The 22,219-nt window shown below is 33.5% G+C and carries 16 protein-coding genes; 12 read left to right on the top strand and 4 right to left on the bottom strand.

Annotated features, from left to right (window positions below):
* The first annotated feature begins 435 nt into the window (after window positions 1-435).
* The 12 genes from N4A35_01470 (at window position 436) to N4A35_01415 (ending at window position 14,465) form a co-directional block, all read left to right on the top strand.
* Window positions 436-1,254, top strand: a complete 819-nt coding sequence (locus N4A35_01470; protein ID MCT4580060.1) for a hypothetical protein — start codon at window positions 436-438, stop codon at window positions 1,252-1,254.
* A gap of 5 nt (window positions 1,255-1,259) precedes the next feature.
* Window positions 1,260-1,637 carry a hypothetical protein gene (locus N4A35_01465; protein MCT4580059.1) on the top strand — a complete coding sequence of 126 codons (378 nt, stop codon included), beginning with the start codon at window positions 1,260-1,262 and terminating at the stop codon, window positions 1,635-1,637.
* Between the two features lie 216 nt (window positions 1,638-1,853).
* A complete protein-coding gene (locus N4A35_01460) occupies window positions 1,854-2,378 on the top strand; it encodes a hypothetical protein (protein ID MCT4580058.1) in 525 nt (174 codons plus the stop codon).
* A gap of 2 nt (window positions 2,379-2,380) precedes the next feature.
* Complete coding sequence (locus N4A35_01455) at window positions 2,381-3,127, top strand: hypothetical protein (GenBank protein MCT4580057.1); 747 nt, start codon at window positions 2,381-2,383, stop codon at window positions 3,125-3,127.
* Window positions 3,128-3,398: 271 nt separating this feature from the next.
* A complete protein-coding gene (locus N4A35_01450) occupies window positions 3,399-4,598 on the top strand; it encodes a T9SS type A sorting domain-containing protein (GenBank protein MCT4580056.1) in 1,200 nt (399 codons plus the stop codon).
* Window positions 4,599-5,161: 563 nt separating this feature from the next.
* Window positions 5,162-5,830, top strand: a complete 669-nt coding sequence (locus N4A35_01445; protein MCT4580055.1) for a hypothetical protein — start codon at window positions 5,162-5,164, stop codon at window positions 5,828-5,830.
* 305 nt (window positions 5,831-6,135) lie between these two features.
* On the top strand, window positions 6,136-7,353 hold the full coding sequence (locus tag N4A35_01440) for a gliding motility-associated C-terminal domain-containing protein (protein ID MCT4580054.1): 1,218 nt from the start codon (window positions 6,136-6,138) through the stop codon (window positions 7,351-7,353).
* Window positions 7,354-7,543: 190 nt separating this feature from the next.
* Window positions 7,544-8,449 carry a type IX secretion system membrane protein PorP/SprF gene (locus N4A35_01435; GenBank protein ID MCT4580053.1) on the top strand — a complete coding sequence of 302 codons (906 nt, stop codon included), beginning with the start codon at window positions 7,544-7,546 and terminating at the stop codon, window positions 8,447-8,449.
* Window positions 8,450-8,694: 245 nt separating this feature from the next.
* Window positions 8,695-10,554 (top strand): OmpA family protein, encoded by a 1,860-nt coding sequence (locus N4A35_01430; GenBank protein ID MCT4580052.1) that lies wholly within the window; start codon window positions 8,695-8,697, stop codon window positions 10,552-10,554.
* A 257-nt stretch (window positions 10,555-10,811) separates the two neighbouring features.
* Window positions 10,812-11,576: a LuxR C-terminal-related transcriptional regulator gene (locus N4A35_01425; protein ID MCT4580051.1), complete on the top strand. Its 765-nt coding sequence runs from the start codon at window positions 10,812-10,814 to the stop codon at window positions 11,574-11,576.
* 367 nt (window positions 11,577-11,943) lie between these two features.
* A complete protein-coding gene (locus tag N4A35_01420; GenBank protein MCT4580050.1) occupies window positions 11,944-13,842 on the top strand; it encodes a T9SS type A sorting domain-containing protein in 1,899 nt (632 codons plus the stop codon).
* A gap of 26 nt (window positions 13,843-13,868) precedes the next feature.
* Window positions 13,869-14,465, top strand: a complete 597-nt coding sequence (locus N4A35_01415) for a hypothetical protein (protein MCT4580049.1) — start codon at window positions 13,869-13,871, stop codon at window positions 14,463-14,465.
* Window positions 14,466-14,661: 196 nt separating this feature from the next.
* Here N4A35_01415 and N4A35_01410 read toward each other — a convergent pair whose 3' ends face one another.
* From N4A35_01410 to N4A35_01395, 4 genes are all read right to left on the bottom strand, one after another.
* Window positions 14,662-19,611, bottom strand: a complete 4,950-nt coding sequence (locus N4A35_01410) for a S8 family serine peptidase (protein MCT4580048.1) — start codon at window positions 19,609-19,611, stop codon at window positions 14,662-14,664.
* A gap of 304 nt (window positions 19,612-19,915) precedes the next feature.
* Window positions 19,916-20,398, bottom strand: coding sequence for a hypothetical protein (locus N4A35_01405; protein ID MCT4580047.1), 483 nt, complete (start codon window positions 20,396-20,398; stop codon window positions 19,916-19,918).
* An 18-nt stretch (window positions 20,399-20,416) separates the two neighbouring features.
* Window positions 20,417-20,680, bottom strand: a complete 264-nt coding sequence (locus tag N4A35_01400) for a hypothetical protein (protein MCT4580046.1) — start codon at window positions 20,678-20,680, stop codon at window positions 20,417-20,419.
* On the bottom strand, window positions 20,677-21,645 hold the full coding sequence (locus tag N4A35_01395; protein ID MCT4580045.1) for a hypothetical protein: 969 nt from the start codon (window positions 21,643-21,645) through the stop codon (window positions 20,677-20,679). Before N4A35_01395 ends, N4A35_01400 begins: the two co-directional genes overlap by 4 nt.
* Window positions 21,646-22,219 lie beyond the last annotated feature (574 nt).

Raw genomic sequence — 22,219 nt, 5'->3', positions numbered from 1 at the left:
GAATACAGGTATTCGTTGGGCTCTTATCCGCCTGAGGCGGACGTTGGTTCGAGTCCAGCTCCCGCTACTAGAGTAAGAAGACAATCAGAAATGGTTGTCTTTTTTGTTTTTCTTTTCCTTGATTTTATTTATACAAGGATAGCTAGTTAATTTAAAAGGAGGTCTAATTTAGTGAATACAGGTATTCGTTGGGCTCTTATCCGCCTGAGGCGGACGTTGGTTCGAGTCCACCTCCCGCTACTAAGAATAAGAAGACAATCAGAAATGGTTGTCTTTTTTAATTCGGTTATTTGCTGTTTTTTGTAGTTTTTTAATTAATTCATATAGATAAGGTCTTTTTGTTTAGGAGAATTAACGTAACTTTGAAAGGAGTAAGAAATGGTGTTGATTGTGAACCAATTAAGGTTTACAATGATATATTAATAATTCTTAATTATGATAGAAAAAATCAAATCCTTCGTTCAGGATATTAAAAAAGAAACTTTTTACACTGTTACAGACAATTTAGGTAAAATAAACAAACTAACAGAGGAGGATGACGATTTCTTAAAGGATTTGATCCAAGAAGATTTTGAAGAGAAGTATGGAATCCCGATTAAAAGAGATGAACTAAAATTAAACGTAGTTTCTGGATTAGAACTGAATTGGGAAACAACTATTGAGAACATTTATATCTATGGAGGTATGGAAATTAGAGGATTAATTGATGCGCTTATCATGCCTCCTGATTCAATGTTTGAAGACAATTCATGTGAACACGATTTTTTATCTGAAGAAAAAGAGTACTTTCTTAAAGAAGAAACCAACTGGTTTTGTAAATCTGCTCATGGAAGTGGAAATGGTGCTTACGCGATTTTTCATAGAGAAAAAGAAAAATATCCATTCGATATTTTGTTTTTAGATGAAGGGTTACTATTTAAAACCAATTTTACACAAGAGAGTTATTACCAATCCATGATAGATAGTATGGCTATTTGTGGTTGGCAGTACTTTTACCTAGACTTTGATGAAATAAAAACTAGTTGTTCCGATTTTAAAATCTCAACACATGGATGGTTAAGCTTATATCCTTATGGAGATAATATGTCGGATTCCCCACTTGGAAGGAACATCACAGAAGATACACTTCGAATAGATGCAGTTTTACATCACATGAAAAAATGTGCTTATCTATTACCTAAACTGTTCCCCAATAAAGATTTTAGCTATCACAAAAAGCGTTATCAAGAATTTGAGAATTATTTAAATACATAAAAAGTATGATCGAAAAGGTAAAAGAGTTTTTAGAGTCCCTAGGTAAAGATGAATATACTTCTAATGTACGAGCATTAGATAGCTCAATCACCAAAGAACTTTATGAGGAAAAACATGAAATGGATTATGGTAAATATTTTGCTAAAGGTGGAAAAACAATTCCTTATGAAGCGGTGGAATTAATTGAAGAAGACGGTTACACAGAAGATGACCTTAAAGAATGGCAAGAAGCTTTTTATGAACGTTTTGTATTTCAAATTATAGAATACAAAAATCCAACTTTAGGTGAAGAATTACAAGAACTATTTCCCAATGTAAAAACGGTGTATAGATGCATGATGAGCAATGATAAACAAACAGCTATACCAAAAAGTCTATCGTAAATACTTACAGTATTGTAGAAACCACCAATGGATTAAAAATTATTTACAAAGAGTATATTGAAAGAAACCTCTGTAAATTTATTACACCACACGATGCCCCTCATTTGCATATTCTAAATTTTGGAGAAATAGTAAATGTTGTAAGCTATGTAGAACCCGAAGAAGAAAGTAGTTTACGTATTTATAATGAATTTAAAGGTTAAGAAATAACTTCTGATGAAAAATAACACACAAAACATTAAACAATTCCTAAACCAACTTTTTGAAAAAGAGCAAAAAGCTTTAGCTTATGAATACCGAAAAGAAACTTTTGATTTATATAATCAAACAGCCAAGGAAATTAATGAGCTAACAGGTTTTGATTTTATTGGTGTTCTACCCAAACCTTTATCAGATAGAGTGTACAGACGAACAGAAAAATCGCCCTTACCATTACTGCGTCACATTTATAAAATTAGTCATTATAAAAATCAAGATCATGAAAACCTATGTGCTTGCTATGTATCAAGTTCAAACCCAAAACTACATAGAATTCATGAGTGCTTTATTATTTCTCAGGCAAATAATAAATTCAAAATAGAAGCAAACTATGGGCAAGACGTGGACTTACCACAATGGAAATTTTATGGAGGGGATAATACTCTAAAATTATCCAATCTAGGTCAGCTAATTTCTATCGAAAGACTACAAGAGCCCATAGATGATGAATGGAGTATGAAAGAATACAAAAAAGAAAAATGATTATGACAGAAATAAAAAACACCTACAAAGAACAATACTTGCATACAGTAATGAATACAGAACGTGTATATTTTTATCAAGTATCCAAAACCCAAACATCACACAAACTAATTTTCGATTTAGAAAAAATATGTACCCCTGAAGCTTTTTCTGTAATGAAAAACAAGGTAATTCCATTGGTACAAATTAACCTAAAGGACATTAATGCAGAATTAAATGGAAAAATTCCTATTCTCTACAACGAAATGACACAGTTTGAATGGACAATTTCACAGTTAGATGAGCAGGGAAAAATTAAAGACAGTTATTTTTTAAACTTCGAGAATAAAAAAACAGAATTTACCGAAATAGATGACAGTGGAGACGATTCATTTGAAGATGGAATTGAAGAAATACTAGAAAATGTTTCCGACTTAGAAGGTCAATTCTTAAAAATATGGGATGAAACACCCTGCGAACCTTTAGGAGAGGTTAGCATAAATGATGAAAAACGCTACGAAGAGTGGGAACATAAAAACCGAATGGATTATATGAAAAGAGCCGCAAGTGGCGATTTCCCTCCTACTTGGGGGCCATTGGTATTAAAAGCACAATCAAGTTTTGCCATTCCAGTGGATACAGAAACTAAAGAAGATTTTTTGTTTATTGGACAAATAACCTCTTATGAATTAGATTTATGTTATTTCTGTTATTATTTATTCTATAATCCTAATACAAAAACTGTTGCGCAGTATATGCAGATGACTTAATTTATTGTTTAGGATGTTTGTAGTGTGATGCGCTATCCTGTGATCAATGTTAATCAAAGCAAATAGGTTTAATAGTACTGGAATGGTTATTTAATTATTAAAAAGTGATGATTAATCAATATAGAAGAGTAGATCTAGGAGTTAATGCGTAACATCTTAATACAAAAACTCATACAAAAACTCATACATAAACGCAATGCGTTCATTCATAAAAAGATTAACTAATGAATATGATTTTTATTTTTTTTTGTCAAAAAATAACATCATGATTATGAATAAAATATTAGTCACACTATATATAGTATTAGGAATTAGCTATTTTTCAATAGCACAAGGAGGTAAAGCATTTTCAGCCGTTGCTAATTTTGATACCCCTAATTTTCAAGATCGTTTTCTTCAAGTAGATATAACCAATAATTTAGCATTGAATGATGCTTATACAATTGAAACGTGGGTGTATATTCCATCAACCTCAGATAGCTATGTTAATGTTATTGATAGCTATACAACTCCTTCAGGATTTGGTGGATATGAATTAGGTATAAGTAATGGTAAAGTTGCGGCAACAGTATACGGATTAAGCGTCCAATCTGGTGTTGGTAATACAACAATTACCTACAATACGTGGCAACATATAGCAGCAACGTATGACGGTTCTGATGAACTAAAAGTGTACCTAAATGGAGTGTTGGATGGAACGTTTAATTTGGGAATTGATAACTTCAATTTTGGAACAGAGTTATATATAGGAGCAAATGGAGCAGGAAGCCCAAATGAAGAGTCTATTTTAATTGATGAGGTAAGAATTTGGGAGGATGTAAGAACAAGTACAGAACTTTCAGATAATTTATACAATTGTTTAAATGGACAGGAGAGTGATTTAGTATTGTATTATAGTTTTGAGCAAACAGGAGGCTTAGGATTTGTAACCGATCAAGGACCGTTAGGGTATCATGCAACCATTATACGAGAACAAACCAATGCCTTTGTTACAGGAGTTTATTCTTGTTGTTCCATTGATACCAATGTAACGGTTGCGGGGAATACAATCTCAGCTTTGTATAATGAGAGTGGTGCATCGTATCAATGGATTGATTGTAACAATGGAAATTCAATTGTTTTAGGAGAAACTAATCAATCTTTTACATCTTTATCTAATGGGAGTTTTGCAGCTATCATAACATATGGAGGATGTATAGATACCACAAATTGTACAGCTATAATATCAACTAATGTAGCTGATTTTTTAGAATTCAAGAACATTAATGTGTTTCCTAACCCTGTTATCAATTATCTTACAATAAATTTTGAGGGTAGAATTAATGAAGTAAGAATATATGATTTGTTGGGGGAGATTGTTCAAGTAGAAAAAACAAATGCTTTCCCTGTTGAAAAACTTTCAAAGGGTATTTATTTAATGGATATTTACATCGGAAATCAACTGATTAGAAAACGTTTTGAAAAATTATAATAAGATAAAAAAATTAACTTTTATTTTAAATAAAACCATTAATAACTCTTTGTTTTTTTACCCTAAAGTTTATTTTTAGACAATATTTGGTAATAAATAGTGGTTTTTATAAAGAAAATAGCTTATAAAATTAAGAAAAAAAGCTTTTTTGCAAAAAAGAGCATAATTAATTCTTTTTGAAAAGAAAAAAAACTATATTTGGTATAGGCAAAATTAAAAAGGAGATCTGTTTTTAAATGTTCCTAGGCAGATAAACTCAAAGTACAGAAACTTGTTACAATTATTCAAATTACATAATTGTATACGAGAGATGATAAAAATAAGAAGACTTTTACTGAACGAATGTGTTATAGGTAACATTTTATAGTTATCTGTATTGCGATATTGTGCTCTGAAAATTCATATATAAAGAAGCGGAAGAAACCTCTTGGTCTTAATGTGAAAGCTATATTTGGAGAGTGAACAGAAAATCTTATTAAATCTTTATGTAAAATAAGCTATTAATAGCAATTATGTTATTCGAATAAGCTGGTTAAGAAATAATCACTTAAAACACTAGAAAAATGAGAATAACAGAATTAAACTTTTTTAAATTTTTAAAGCAATCGGATATTATTTGTTTGTTAAATTATATTGAAGACAACAAGCATATAATGGAAGAAGAGAAAGTCACAGAAGCAAAATTTTTATACTTCTACTTTAAGTATAAATACAACAGAGAATTTGACCCCTTAGTGACGTTAAAGTATGTTTATATGTATTGTCCAAAAAAGTATGTTGGTTTACCAATGTTGAGCCTTTCTTTAACGGTTGAAAAAATGAAAGAGCATGTCAATAAGTATAAGCATGTATATGAAATCGAAGAACTAGGAATCCATCCATATTTTGAGGCGTTAGAAGAAATTAATGGTTTTAGGCAAATAAAAACAAGACAGGAGATTTGGTTTGAAGCTGCTTCTGAGCTGTTTTTTATAGATGCATTTAGGTTTTGGCAACCTAGTTGGGTAGAGAGAAGGGCTATTTTCTGTTATAATAACGACAGCGATGAATTAGTCCTTGTATTAAGACGTATTTCCTATAAAATAATAATAACAGAAGTAAAATCTAAAAATGGACGAATTGTAGATGTAAGGACAGTAAATCGTTTACAATCAATCATAGACCTAATAACAAAAGAGGTAAATAGGAAAAAGTTGGCACCTAAGATAGAAAAAAAAGAAAAAGAATATTAATTGAGCCAAACTAGCCTGAAAGGATTGTATACTGCGCTATGTAGGTATAGCGAAAAAGTTCTTAGTTTACTGAAAATGAAAAGATTTGGGAATAGATGTAAAATTTTGTCATAAAAATTTGGAGTATATAAATAACATTGTATATTTGTTATGGCAAAATTAAATCGAAGATGTAATTCTTAGATTTGTAACATGAGAAAAAAATCTATTATTCTCATTTTTATTTCTCTATTTTTTTACTGCATCAACTTGTTATGATAATATTGGTTGCTTAGTCGGCCGTTTATTAATCTAACAAGTTATAAATGAAGAAAGTTGTATACTTTATATTAGGATGTATTTTAGCTCCTCAAGTTGTATGCTATACTCAAGGCAGGTTGATCTTAAATAATGACGCTTTCATTGTTATAGATAATGGAGGACAAGTTGTGGTTGAAAATCCATCTCCTAACGCTATAGAGATAATAGGGACAGGGGGAAATATTGTGTCTGAATCTGAGAATGATATCTTAAACTGGAAGCTAGGCACAAATACAGGGAACTATGTTATCCCTTTTACAACAGTTAATGCGGTGAAAATTCCTTTGGAATTAGCAATAGATGTTGGAGGGGTTAGTGGGGCTGGTGTAGCGTTTTCTACATACAGAACAGCAACAGTCACAAATACTCCATATCCTTCAGGCGTAGATAACCTTGCTGGTTGTTCAGGAAGCGATAATTCTCTCAATATTGTTGATCGTTTTTGGCGAGTAGCAACTTTGGGTTACTCTGTGAATCCCAGTGTTACTTTGTCCATCAGTTATGATGATGGTGTTGCTGAAATGGGAAATGGAAATACTATTGATGAGGCCAACTTAAAAGCAAAACGTTATAATTTTTCAACCAATAGTTGGGAGGTTCCTCAGTTGATGTTTGGTACTGCAGATACTTTTCAAAATATGGTTAATGGAATTGTCGTATCTCCCGATAACTTTCACTCAATTTGGACATTGTTAGATTCAGCCTCAATTACAATAGATTGTGATTCTGATGGAGATGGGGTAACGGATAATCTAGAAGATTTGAATGGAGATGGAGATCCTACGAATGACGACACAGACAATGATGGAATTCCGAATTACTTGGATACTGATGATGATGGGGATGGTGTATTAACACAAGAAGAAGACGGAAATGGAGATGGAGATCCAACTAATGACGACTGTGATAATGATGGAGTCTTAGATTATTTAGATCCTGATCAATGCATAGAAGCTTTAAGTATTCCAGAGGGTTTTTCGCCTAATGATGATGGAATCGCTGATTTTTGGAAGATCATAGGGGTAGAAAAGTACCCTAACAACAAGGTAATAGTATTTAATAGATGGGGCGGTAAAGTTTACGAATCAACACCGTACAATAATGATTGGGACGGTAGCTATAAAGGAGAAAAATTGCCTGAGGGCGCTTATTTTTATATGATAGATTTAGGTCAAGAAAGTGATTCAGAAAATAGATCTGGTTATGTATATATTAAAAGGTAAATTAAATAAAAAATAAAGTGGAGGGGCTGTTGTTTTCTTAATAAGATAGTAGAAGGTAGTTTATAATTGCAACAGTCCCGAAACTTTGGAAAAAAGAAGTGCCACGAAGATTGATAAACAAAATAATTAGGGTGAATAAGTATAACAAGTTTAGATGTCTAGTGGTGCTTTTTTAATCAAAAAAATGAGTATGAAAAGAATATATATATTATTGTTTTTATTGTTAGTGCAAAGCACTTTTATTGGGCAACAGGATGCTATGTATACTCAGTATATGTTTAATACATTGAGTATCAACCCTGGTTATGCAGGAAGTGCAGATATGCTATCAATAAATTTAGTCAGTAGGCATCAATGGTTAGCTATTGAGGGCGCTCCAGAGACACAAACATTTGCATTACATGGTCCCATCAAAAGCCAAAAAATAGGAGTAGGATTGTGTGTAGTTAATGATAGGGTAGGACCTACACGAGATTTGTCGTTATATGGGGATTTTTCCTATCGTTTAAGGTTATCTGAGGAGTCAAGTCTATTCTTAGGCTTGAAAGGAGGAGTGAATAACTTAAAAGTAAGTTTAGATGAATTAAGTGGAACAGATGAAAACGATATGGTTTTTCAGCAAAATATATCACAATTAAAGCCAAATTTTGGTTTTGGATTATACTATAGTTCTCCTAAGTCCTATATAGGTGTTAGTGCCCCCAAGCTGATGGAGAATAAATTCTCATCAGGAGGAACATCATTATTGTTAAATAGGCATTATTTTTTAATAGCAGGTTTGGTTACAAGACTTTCAAACCATGTCGATTTTAAGCCTTCTTTTATAGCTAAGTATGTCTTTAATGCTCCAGTTTCGATGGATTTTTCGGCTAATTTTATTATAAAAGATAAATTTTGGTTAGGAACAATGTATCGTTTGAATGATGCAATTGGAGGTTTAATTCAATTGCAATTGAGTAACCAGTTTAGGTTGGGGTATGCCTATGATTATACGATAAGTGAGTTCGGAGTTTATGCTGGCGGAACCCATGAGGTGCTATTGAATTATGACTTTAACTTTCCTAAAGATGATTTAGTTTCACCCCGTTATTTTTGAATTAATGAAAACACCCTCCTCTGAATCAAATCATAACACACACATAACACCAAGAAAAGCAGATGTTTTCATATCTGTTGAGGAGGGTGTTCTTAAAATAAAAAAATAGAGTGGACATGTATAGTTTATAAGAAGGTTGGTAGCTTATTAAACTTTGTAGCACTCTTTAAGCCAGACTCTGATTTTTGAAAAAGAAAGGGAAGTCTATATGGAAAGAGGAGTCTGGCTTTTTAAAAATAAACACAATGAAAAGACAAAGGTTTGTAATGATTGTTTTATTCTGGATAGGAATTACAAAATTGATACTAGTAAATGCTGGTGTTGAAGACCCATATAAAATTAAATTGGCTGGCTTTAATAGTAAAGGCTCTGATTATAGTCCGACTTATTATGAGGGGGAGTTGTTATACGTAAGTAATAATAAAGTTAATTCTTTTATTAATCGGTATGATAAATTAAATGGAGGAAAAATGTATGATATTGTATACCATGGAGAGAATAAGACGATTTTGTCTTTATTGGAAAAAATTAATTCAAAATATAATGAAGGACCAATAGCAGTAATCAATGATGGTAAAATGGTTTTCTTTACACGTAATAATTCTAAAAAGAAGAAAGTTATAGTTGGAAGTAAAGGGAAAGTTAATTTACAAATATATTATGTCATATTGTTAAGTGAGGGGTATTGGAGTGAACCAATAGCAGTACCTTTTAATAGTCCTGATTATAGTGTTGGTCACCCTAGTTTTTCTGCTGATGAAAAAACAATGTATTTTTCATCTAATATGCCTGGTTCAATGGGAAGCTCAGATATTTATCAAGTCTCATTATCAGGGCGTAAATGGGGGAATCCCCAAAATTTGGGAGCTGTAGTTAACTCAGAGGCAACTGAAATGTTCCCACACATATCGGTAAGAGGAGAACTGTATTACTCCTCAAATAAGAAAGGAGGTATAGGAGGGTTGGATATCTATAAAGCTGAACAAAAAAATGGAACTTTTGTCAAGGAGGTTAATTTGGGAGAGCCTTTAAATTCTGAGCAGGATGATTTTGGTATCATATCAATGATTAATGATTCAGGGAAAGAATTAGGTTTTTTATCCTCAAACAGAACTGGTGGGGTTGGAAGTGATGACATTTATGAATGGGAAAGCAAACAAAAGCTATTGTTCGTAAAAGGAAAATTATATACAAAAGGTAATGGGACTCCCATTGCTGATGCTGTCATCAATATGACAGATACTGATGGTAACACAATTAAGGTAAAAACAGATCAAGAAGGAAATTATGGTGTCTATAAATTAAAAAAAGGAGAGCGTTATTCTGTAGAAATAGATTCGCCACAAGTTTTTGATAAAAAAAGAGAGTTTACAATAGATTTTGAGTCAACAGAAATAGAAATTATTGAGGATTTAGAGGTCTTAGAATGGCCTTATTTATACGGAGAAATTGTTGATGAATTGGAACGCCCTATAGCAGGAGTTTCATATACTGTTAAGAAAGATGGAAAAGAGGTTTACTCATCAGAAACAAATGAAGACGGAGTAGTTAAGTACGTGCTTCCACCCAATGCAAAAAAAGGTGATTTATTAGCTTATACTATAGAGTATAAAAAAGATAACTATTTAGTCAGTAATAAAACGGTAAATCAATACTTGAGAAAAGGAGGTGGAAATATCATAAATAAAGGTAAGTTAATGACTTTAATCGAAAACAAGGTAGGTGTTGATGTTGCTAATGCATTGGATTTAAAACCTATCATTTATTATGATTACAATAAGGCTGATATTACTTCTGAATCTGCCATTGAATTAGATAAGATTGTAAAGTTGTTAAAAGATAATCCATCTGTTTTTATAGAATTAGCAGCACATACTGATTCTAGAGGGAGCTCCAGGTATAACTTAAAGCTTTCTGATAAAAGAGCAAAAATTGCAGCAAGGTATGTCAAAGAGCAGATCGATAACCCTTCTAGGATATATGGGAAAGGTTATGGAGAATCAAGGTTAAAAAATAACTGTAGAAATAAAATAGACTGTACAGAAGAACAGCATGCAGAAAATAGAAGGACAGAGTTTAGGATTGTTAAAAATATTAAGAAATAGAAGGTAATAAAGGTCGCTTTTGCACTTTTATTTGATTACACCACCACCTACTAGATTTTTTGAGTTTAGTAGAAACATGAAGGGAGTTATGGAGGAAATGTCATAATTGTTGTTTATTATTAATAGGCTAGTTGTTCCTCCTGCTCCCTTTTCTTCTTGGTAAATGTGTAAAGGCTTTCTTTTTTGATAATCAAGCTTGGATTTTATGGTCACTGTATTTGGCAAGCTTATGGCGTTTGTAAATTAAGGAAATTGATATGAAAAAAATTGTAATCAATAGTTTTATTAAAAGGTTGGACACCTGCAATTTAAGAATGCTTAGCACTGAGAGAGTGAATAGCGATGAAGTGATAGATAAAGTTTATAAAAATAAAAAAGAGTATAATTTGAGTCCATTTGCATTCATAATTCTAGACCTTAAAAATAAAGACTTGAGATTTAAGGACAATTCATTTGAAAGGCTAACAGGCTATGATAATCAGTATTTTCATAAAAATGGGTTGGAAAAATTGTTAGAATTACTTCCATGGAGCAATTTAATGGGGGTTGTTAAAACGCTTGTTGAGGTTAGAACTAAAGTCAAAAATGCGTATGAAAGTAATGATTTAGATGATATCTTGATCAACTATTATCATCAAATAGTTGATAGCAAAGGAGGGAAGAAGAATGTTCTTACACAGATTTCTAAGTTGGTAAATGTAGATAATCAGAGTCCCTTAATTGTTTTAACTTGCCATGATTTAAGTCATTTAATTCGATCTACTAAATTAAAGCTTTATGTTTTTTCAAGAAAAGAAAACCGTATCGTTGAGGCAATAGAACCCAAAGAATACCGAAATGTGTTAACAACTAAGGAAAGTGAAATCTTTGGTTTATTGAGGGATGGGTACATGGAAAAAGAAATAGCAGATGAACTTTGTATAAGTATATCAACCGTGAAAAATCATAAACAAAATGTATTTAAGAAGCTAAATGTCAACCGTACTATAGAGGCGTTAAAAGCGTTAAAGGATGATTTTTGATAGTGCCAAAGTGCTATTTTTATTTACTTCGTATTTGATTTCCTTTGTGGCATAGTTACTATACTGTTTCAAATTTGCTACTAAAAGAATATACTCCATGTAGAGTCGTAGAAAATATTTGATACTTGTATGGCTATAAATAATGTTGGTACGAGCAGAGGCTGGAGTTGCATGACTTCAGTCTCTGTTTTTTTTTAGATAATTAGGGATTTGACTGTGTTTGAAATAAAGTCGTTTTAGCACTAAAGTTCTATTGTTTTAGATAAAGTTTACTAGGTATATTTGCTTACAGATTTCCCCAATAAAAAATTATGATCAGACTATTGACTATTAGTGAATAGCTTGGATTGTACAAATAAGAAAAAATATGCCCCTAAGTTTAAAAACAATTTGTGTCGTAGTAATTTTATTTCTACAGGATTTTATTTATTGTCAGAATATCATTAACGGCTATGCAACTGTCACAGCAATTTCAGGTCGTACATTAACATTATCAAATGTTGATGAGTCGGGGGATACATTTGAAGATGGAGAAGCAGTTATTATCATGCAAATGCAAGACAGTGTAATTGGCTCTAATACCAATAATAATAGTTCTTTTGGTGATCTAGGAACAATTGCTTCAGCAGGACTATACGAAATTAGATTTATTAGTAGCCATACTGAATCTGGGACTACTCCCAATACGATAACATTAAATGCAGCTATGACCAATACTTATAATATTAACGTGAATAGTACAGTACAAATTATATCATTCCCAACTTTGGGAACACCTCATTATACAACAACAGCTGATTTAACAGGAAAGGCATGGGATGGAAATAATGGAGGCGTATTGGCTATGAATATATTAGGAAATCTTAATTTATCTCATAACATAACAGTTAGTGGCCTAGGGTTTAGAGGAGGAAGTGCTTCTGCTAATTTTTCAGGGTGGATAGGATGTGATCACAATGGAGATTATATTAAAACAGCAAATCATGCCAGGGCTGGAAAAAAAGGAGAGGGGATATATAAGGCGATAACAAATGATTATCGTTATGCTCGTGGAAAGTTGATTAATGGAGGAGGAGGTGGTACCGAAAACCACAACTGTGGAGGAGCAGGAGGAGGGAATTACACCAATGGCGGAAATGGGGGGTATGGTTATTCATGTGCCACAGCTCCAGGAGGTGGAGGTGTTGGAGGTCTAGAATTAGCTCAGCATATACGTATTACCCGTTTTTTTATGGGCGGAGGCGGAGGCGGAGGCCAGCAGAATAATAGTGTAGGTACTGCAGGAGGAGCTGGTGGTGGAATTATTTTAATTAAAGCGGACTCTATAAAAACATTGGGCAACTGTAGTGGAATTACGATATCAGCAAATGGAGCTTCAGTTCCATCAGGAAGGAATGATGGGCAAGGTGGAGGAGGAGCAGGAGGCTCTATAGTGTTGGATGTAAATGGTTGGGATGTAGCTTCGACTTGTAGAGTAACGATGGAAGCTAGTGGGGGAGATGGAGGAGATGTGCTTCAAGGGACAAGCCATGCTGGAGGCGGAGGAGGTGGACAAGGGGTTATAATGTATCCATCTGAGGAACCTAACTTAAATACTACAATTTCTGTAAATAGTGGTAGTGGAGGTTGTTCTAAAAGGCCATGTGATCCTTCTACAACTCCACCTAATGGAGGCGGAACAGATGGAGACGGAGCATCTCCTGCTGGATCGACAAACGGAGGAATCAATCCTTTACCTGTTGAATTGTTGTTTTTTTGGGGGGAATACCTTGAAAATGGAACAGTAGAGTTAGATTGGCAAACAGTATCAGAATTGAATAATAGCCATTTTATTATTGAGCGCTCTTCAGACTTTTACGACTGGGAGCAATTGCATACAGAGCTAGGCGCTGGGAACTCGATAAGCAGTATTGATTATCGTTTTTTAGATGAAAAACCATTGTTGGGAACAGCTTATTATCGATTGAAACAAGTAGATTTTGACGGCCAAGAACAGGTTGTTGGAGTTGAAGTCGTAGCAATTGAAAGTTCAGAAAATTTGTATAAAATCTATCCTATACCTACTAAAGGAAAAGCTATTATTAGCTCAAACTCAGATATTAGAAATGCTGATGTATTGGGGTATACAATAGATGGAAAATTGGTTGATAATCTTTTAGTTTCTCCAATCAGTAATAAGCAACTAGAGTTGAATACAGAAAATTTATTAGCAGGAGTTTATATCTTATATGTAAATGGTAAAATGTTAAAACTAATAAAAGAATAGTTAATAGTTTTCTAAAAGAAACTACAATGAATGCTAAGTTGGTTTTACTGTTGACAACACTTTTGTTATGTCGTTCTATTCAAGCTAAGGAAGTGGAGGTAACAGAAGCCTTTTTCGACATTAAGGGAAATCACAGCCAAATTATGATTGTTGTTTACGCTAAAGTGCCTGATACTTTAGATAGGTTTTTACGAAAAGATATTCAAACATTAGTCTATGAAGATGGCCTTTCTAAAAAAGATGTGTTTCATCGCTTAAAGCTCTACATTGATTTGAATTTTATATTGATAGATAACGAAGGAGATAAACTAAAATTAATTTCAGTAGAGGCGATAAACAAGGAAAGTGTTGAGGATAAGTATTACATGTTTTGTTATCAGTTTGGTCATATAGTAAGTTTAACTAATAAATTATTTTTGAATGATAATTTAAAACATATTAATAGACATACTTATGAGGCAGGTGATAAAAGCGTTCATTTTGTTACCAATTGTAAAGCACCAGAGTATAACTTTTCTCAACCAGATTATTTTAGTATTAATTACTTTGCGTTATTAATTGTAGTTTTTGTAATGTTGGTTCTTGTAATAATAGTTTGGAAATTATCTAAAGACATCGTTTGAAATTAGTTCCTTTTAAGAAAATTACCTAACATCGATTTTCTCATCTTTCTTTTTTTTACTAAAAAACAGAATCTGGTTTAAAATAAGGAGATATTTTCTTTGTCTCTCTATCAAGTTAAGCTATTTTGAAGCAATAGCTTATTTATTTTGAAGCATCTTCTTTACCAATGAACGTTCTACTGTTATAAAGCAAGGTTTAGAGTTTGATAATGTTTATAGTTTGATTCTCAGTTGTTTCAGTTTGGATGTTTAGAAAATAAAGCCCAGATTCTTTTGGTAATTCAAGAGGTAGCGTCTTAACATTTTTATTAAAACTAGTAAATAATAGTTGTCCCGTAGTAGTATAAATCTTGACCTTTACAAAGTTCTTATTTTGATTAAAATTCAAAGTAATCCCTCCTTTTGTCGGATTTGGAAAATAGCTGATGATTTCCTGCTGATTTAAGGAATTTACAGAAACAGAGTTTATGATGAAACAATGAGAAGTATCTACACAATTCTCTTCGGTTATCTGAACAGCATATTCACCATTTAGTGTAGGCGTGAAAGTTGGATTAGTTTCATTAAATATAGGGTTATAATTATTTAAGCAGTCTAACCATTGGTATTGTACATTAACAGCATTAGCATTTAACTGTATTCCTATTGGAGTAACTGCAGTATTTACTTCTAAGAAATCAATAGATACAGTGTCAGAGCTTAAAGAACAGCTATTGTTTACAGTGTAAATGAGGTGAATAGAATCTCCATCTTGTGCATTTTCAAAATAGTGAGAAGCATTGGTTCCTGTATAAACAATTGAATCGTTTAAATGATAAGCTACAGCTACCCCATTGTTTTTAACCTGAACAATAACAGAATCATAGTTACAAATAGCGATAGGGTCAAGTTGGATATGACTTTCCCAAACGTGAATATAGTTGGCTAAAGTCAGGGTATCTGTTCCAATCGTATTGGAAGCAATTAATTGAATAGAATAATCACCAGGAGCATTAAAACCTACTTGAGGATTCACAGAGCTGCTGTCTGTTCCATTTTCAAACGTAATAGTATTAGGTAGAAAGCTCCATTCATAAGTCGTAGCATACAAAGAGGTGTTGTCTAAGGTAATAATAGCATTGTTACACAGTTGTGTTTCGTCGCTTGTAAATTCGGCAATGGGAAGTGTTAAGATACTATGACAATTAGAAGTGTCCACACAATTTTCTTCGATTATCTGAACAGCATATTCACCATTTAGTGTAGGTGTAAAAGTTGAGGTGTTTTCATTCAATATAGGGGTAAAATGATTTAAGCAATCTAACCATTGGTATTGCGCATTAACGGCATTGGCATTTAACTGTAACCCAATTTGAGTAACCGCTGTATTTATTTCTAAAAAGTCAATAGAGACAGTATCAGAGCTTAAAGAACAGCTATTGTTTACGGTATAAATGAGGTGAATAGAATCTCCATCTTGTGCATTTTCAAAATAGTGAGAAGCATTTGTTCCTGTATAAACAATCGAGTCGTTTAAATGATAAGCTACAGTTACACCATTGTTATTAGCCTGAACAATAACAGGATCATAGTTGCAAATAGCGATAGGGTCAAGTGGGAGATGACTTTCCCAAGCGTGAATATAGTTGGTTAAAGTCAGGGTATCTGTTCCTATCGTATTGGAAGCAATTAATTGAATAGAATAATCACCAGGAGCGTTAAAACTTACTTGAGGATTCGCAGAATTGCTGTCTGTTCCATTTTCAAACGTAATAGTATTAGGTAGAAAGCTCCATTCATAAGTCGTAGCATACAAAGAGGTGTTGTCTAAGGTGATAATAGCATTGTTACACAGTTGCGTTTCGTTGCTTGTGAATTCGGCAATAGGAGAGGTGGATATATTGATGTCATCAATAGCAAGGTCAGAATAGTAATTATGTCCAGTACTGCCTCTAATTATTATTACGATTTGTTGGTTGCTAAAAGTAGATAAATCAACTGTTTTCAGTAGCCATTGGTTGCCCTGAGAACCATTAACAGGAGTCATAATGTCTTTGTTTAAAATCCCATCAGCAATCACGTCTACATGAAGAGAGCCTACACCAGATCCCCAGGCATAAAACCAGAACGATAATTCTGCCTGTTTAATGCCGTTTAGGTCGATACAAGGGGAATGTAATTTAGCGTAGCGATTCGTACAGGGACCAGAACTTTCTAAATAGAGAAACTTCCCATTTCCAGAAGTATGATCAGAACTCGGACCAGTATTAGCCGTAGCAGTTCCACGGCCAAGAGTTCTCCAGTCAATTTCATCACCATTCCCATTTGGAATGTTATACCAACCATCCTGAAGGTTACAATTGACTGATGTGCAGCCCCAGGATCCGCTGCAAGTAGGAAAAACGTCAAAAGTTTGTAAGAGGTTAGAACTTGCGTTAGCACTAGGATAGACATGTACTACAACACTTGTTGTATCATTGTCGAAGAGCTGATCGTTAGGGTGTTGCGTCCAAACTTTTATTAAGTTAGCTCCTAACGAAAAGTTTAAGTGATTATTAAATGTAAACAAAAGGTCACTACGACTTGGAATACTGGAGAAAATGGTATCATAATATACAGTGCCTCCATTTATTCTATAGGCAATAGGTATACTGTCTATAGTATTTGCCCCCCAGTTATGAACCACTACTTCAAGTAAGTTGTTGCTTGCGGTCATACAACTAGGAACAGAGAAATCACCATGTCTTATGATAGAAGAAACACCAATATCGTCAATATTACAGTTTTGGTTGTTGGGAGCTCTTGAAATGGCATTAATTCTTCGACTTACAATACCATTTTGAACAACAGCAATAGAAAAATATTCGGTTTCGGAAATAGATAAGCCATTTATTACGATTGAATTAGAGGTTGTATAGGCAACAGAATCCATATAATCTCCTATAATTTGATATAGGATGTAACCATCTGCATTGGGGAACTCGTCCCAATGGAATAGAGAAGAATCTGCGCAAGACCACATTAATTCAAGATTTTGAGGCTGTTTAGAAATACTAAAAGTTGTATCACTTTGCCCTTGAGTTAAACCTCTTTCAATACGAATAAGGGCTTTATCGGTTAGGTCTTGTGGTACTACCCAGTCATACCATCGAAGATTGGAATTTACACCCGTTACAATTGAACTCCATGATAGTCCATCATTGTTACTGTATAAGAGGTTAAAAGTTAATGTGCTGTCACAAGCGTTCCAACGAATTCGTTCAGTTTCATTGGGTACTAATTGTTCTCCTCCGTGTGGATGAGTGACTACAATTTCATCCATTACAAATTCATAAGTCATAAAATATGATTGAGGTCCTTGGGGTATCATTGTTCCGTTTACTGTTAATTCATAGTTTCCAGTAATAGGATTTTTTATGGTTATTTGTTCATGATTATTTAAAGAATCTGTTGCTCGCGTTGCATTTTTGTTTAATAAGTTCGGAACGAATGTTGGGTTGAGAACCCATGGCTGAAAAATAGTATTATTAGGATCACTAAGAGTTATGTCTAAATTGTTGACTAATGAACGCGTTGATATTCCTGAAGTAGCTTCCCAGTCAACCCAGTATACCATAACCTTTAGTTCTTTAACATTTGAGGGAATATTAATTAGATGTTGATTGTTTCCCCCTTGAGAAATATTAGCTGTGAGGAAATTTCCGGCCTTAACTACTTCATAAGCTCTTCTAGCATTTACATGTCCAAAACCTGTCCTAAAATCGGGACCAGGGTTTTCCATATCATCTGCAGTATTCATGATAATAGCTTTTAAAAGTCCAGAATTAGGAACAGTGTTATAATGTAAACGAAAGGCTTGGTTTAATTGAGCAAAGACACCAGCTAAGTTTGGAGATGCGTATGAGGTTCCTCCTGCTCCAGGAGCAACAACATGAGGTAAAATTCTCCCGTCTTTTGATGGCCCTCTACTACTGAATCCCATTAAGCCCCCACTACTAGAAGAAGCGCCAACATTAAAAATATTTTTAGCCATTTTGGCCATGCCAGTGATGTTCCCCCAGCCAGGAGAGCCAGCATAACAGTCAGAGCCTCCTATATTCCCAGACGAGTGGGTAATCATAAAAGATGGGTTGGTTCGGATAGTATAATCATAACTCCTTGATTGAGAATTGTAAGTTTGACTATTACTTGGGCATCCCCAGCCATAGGATCTATTCACTATTACAATATTATTAGATATGGAAGTTGCTATATTGCTTAGCCCTCCAGAGTATAAGGTAGCTCCAAATGCAACCCCTTGGTTATATGGCGAAAGATTTCCAGCCCGTGCCATACGAACACCAACATTGTTCTTATGGGACTCTATAGCTCCACTTTCGTATGTTCGAATAAGCCTACTTCTAAAGTTGGGATTTTCAGAAGTGTTCATTTTTCCACTTTCATCAACTCCGATATTGATTCCTGTTCCATCAAAATAATAGCCCTTTCCTGGATTGTTGGAAATATAGGTACTAGAAATATGTCTAGTTTCTTTTATTGTTTCATATTCTTTAGGTGGGGCTGTCAATTCTATATATTGAACCAAAGGATGTTGCGCTAACTCTAAAAGTGTAGAAAGAGGAGCTTTTATTTGAATAATATTATATGCATGTGGTTTCTGAAAAGTGATGTTATAATTTTTTAAAATATCTTCCAGTTTTCCAGTTATTGGCTTTTGCCAAAAAGTTACATTTACTAAAACATTTTTGAGATCTCCAGCGTATGTGGGGATTTTTCCATTTCTTAAACTAGAGGGTATTTTCCAAGCCCCATAAATAGGAGAGATGTGTCTTACTTTAAAAACTTCTAAAGTTGATTGGGATACATCCAATTCAAGTTGAGTAACCCAGGCATAGTTTGGAATGTAATACAACAATTTGATACCTCTTTTTTCCATTTTTTCTTTAGTTCTGGAAGATGGTATCGCATTTAATTGTATGAGAACATAAGCTTTACCTTGAAACTGTACAGATGTATCGTTTCTTATTGACTTATACTCGTTTTCTAATTTACTTTTTAATAATAGGGGCGTATCAGATAGGTGAATAGAGTAATTAGCTGTTTGGTTTTGGGCAAAAAGCACTACTGTGCTTAATAGAAAAAACAATAAGTGGGGTAATTTTTTCATTTTCTAATGATTACAATGTACTAAGTAAATATACTAGGTTTTTGTCAGATAAAACACTGATTGGTTTTTTGTGGTAATTCCTTGTCTAAACAATACTTTGTTTACTTTTGTTTAGTTAGTTATTTATCTAATTAAAAATAAATTTAGGATAGTTTTATTTTTTTATGATTCAACTAATGTTGAAGCTTTTAGCGGTCTGAACGATGCTGGAGACCTGTGATACAGAGCGTGTACCTTAAGCCTTTCGGTTCTTTAATTTTACTACTGAGACGTGATTGAGATTTGGGAATAAGGAAATTAGGAGTTAAATCCCAAAACAAGTTCTCAATTGTCCTAATAATTCACCTGATTCAATTGGTGTGATTCCCATGTGTTTAAGCATAGTGTCAAGTTGTGGAGGTTCTTTTTCCATCACTCTAATAAACTCCTCAAGATCTGCTTTTATAGAGTCGGGTAACTTGGAAAGATCTTGTCTATTAAGAGTAGCACTCAATCTAAATACGTCAAGTTTATGTTTCTTAATATCATCAGAATTGACATGTTGACCATTTGCTTTTCTAGCTGAAAGATCTAAAAAGGCTTTTGCTTTCAAGCAGATCAATGATAAATTACTTGCTCTATGAAAAGTATCTCCTTTTATTGAGTTTGATAAGGTATAGTTGTAATAATCATCATCCATTAAAATGGCTGAAAGGCTGGAAAGATCTTCATCAGTCGGGATGGGCGTGTAAGTCATTCTTTCTGGTAATTTGATGACATCAGATTGTCGTGAAAACAACTCTATCATAAATGGATATTCCTCATTTTAAGGTTTATGAAACCGATAATATTTCTTTTCATCCTCACCAATCTGGTAATTCTCATACTGCCCATCTTGAATAAACTTCCAGAATTGTTCAATATATTGATCGTTAAGCGCTTCAATAATTAGAATCATATCAATATCTTTTGTTGAACGATACCTTAATCCTTGTCCTGCAATAACATCTTCACATGCTGCACCTCCGATAACAATATAGTTGTCTCTAAAGTCTTTGAAGTGTTCTTTAAAAATTTCTATTCCTTTCATAATAGCCTGTCCATCATCTCATTAAGTGAAATTTCAACCCTTTCATATGGATCATCTTTTAATGCCAGGTATAATGAGAAAGGGTCAACTATGTTGTTTTGACTTAGTGACTTGGGGTCATATCCCCAAATTTCTAACTTAATATGACCGTATTTATGGTTTTCACCTATTATTTTTTGTTCCCTTTTCAATTGTTTATAGCCTTCTGAGCTAATGGCATACACATCATGTCTATCTTGAGATAGCATTGAATATTTTGAAAGTGCATTTATTCCGGATACTGGAAGCTCTTCTGTAGGTTGTAATTCTTCTATCCAGATTTCTTTTTTTATTGGAGATTTAGCTTTCTCAATTGATCGATTCCATATTTCTTGTTTGTCTCCAGTAAAGTATAGAAACTTTTCCTTTGTATGCGTTTGTTTGCAAACTCCCATTTCGACTAGCTCTTTTACAGATCTTGAGATTGTCATTTTAGAGTATGACAGTAGATCAGCGACTTCAGAAAAGGACATTCCTTCCAATGATTCTTTCCATAGATGGTAAACAAGAATGAACTGGGTTGATGGAGAAATAAATTCAGATTGTCTTGATTTAGGTCTTTGAATTTCACTTAAATCAATGAATAAAGAAGGGATATACATTTGCTTATCTCTTACCACAAAAGCAACTCTTCTTTTGATCAACCTAGCTCTTTTGTAGGCTTCGATATTATCCAATACGAAAACAATAGGACAATTAAAAACTCCTTCCATAGATTGAGAATGGATTTTTAACTGTTCGGGAGTTGGAATATCTTCATCATGAGGTTTTGCGAAGACAACACGCTTACCATTGATCATACAACCTTTGAACTCAAAACCTTTTTCAAGGAATAGCGGAAGTTTGTTTCTATGAGATAACACCTGATTATCTACAATTACATTGATCCCTATTGCTTCTCTTATATAGTCAAATACATAATTCATTATCAGTGTTGTAACATAGTTTATGCAAATGTAACAATGAATATGTTATGATGCACGAACTGTGTTACGATAATGATTTTTAAGGGGTAGAATTGATTGTTTAATAACTTCACAACATCCGTAACTCTACTCTTGGAGATCTTACCAAAAATCTCAGTTGTCTTGATTGAGAAGTCTCCCATAAAGTAACTGGTTGTCTTTGAGATCCATATCAGAATCTAATAGTGCTGTTGAAGCTTTCTGCGGTCTGGACGGGACTTCCCGATGCTGCTGCTTAATCGGGATCCCTGTATTTTTTTTTAAAGTAAACTCAGTAAAACAAAAAAAGCTCTACGATAATAGTGAACCATTCTGTAGTCTGGTCGTCGAACCCGCGACTCTCCCGATGATAATCGGGATATTCTAACTGTTCATTCTACGAAGTTTTAAGCATAAAAAAAGCTCCATCGATATGATGAAGCTTTCTGCGGTCTGGACGGGACTCGAACCCGCGACTCTCCCGATGATAATCGGGATATTCTAACTGTTCATTCTACGAAGTTTTAAGCATAAAAAAAGCTCCATCGATATGATG

Source organism: Flavobacteriales bacterium (assembly GCA_025210295.1).
Lineage (GTDB): Bacteria > Bacteroidota > Bacteroidia > Flavobacteriales_D > Parvicellaceae > S010-51.
The sequence above is the reverse complement of the archived record's forward strand: the minus strand, read 5'-3'. Positions and strand labels throughout refer to the sequence as shown.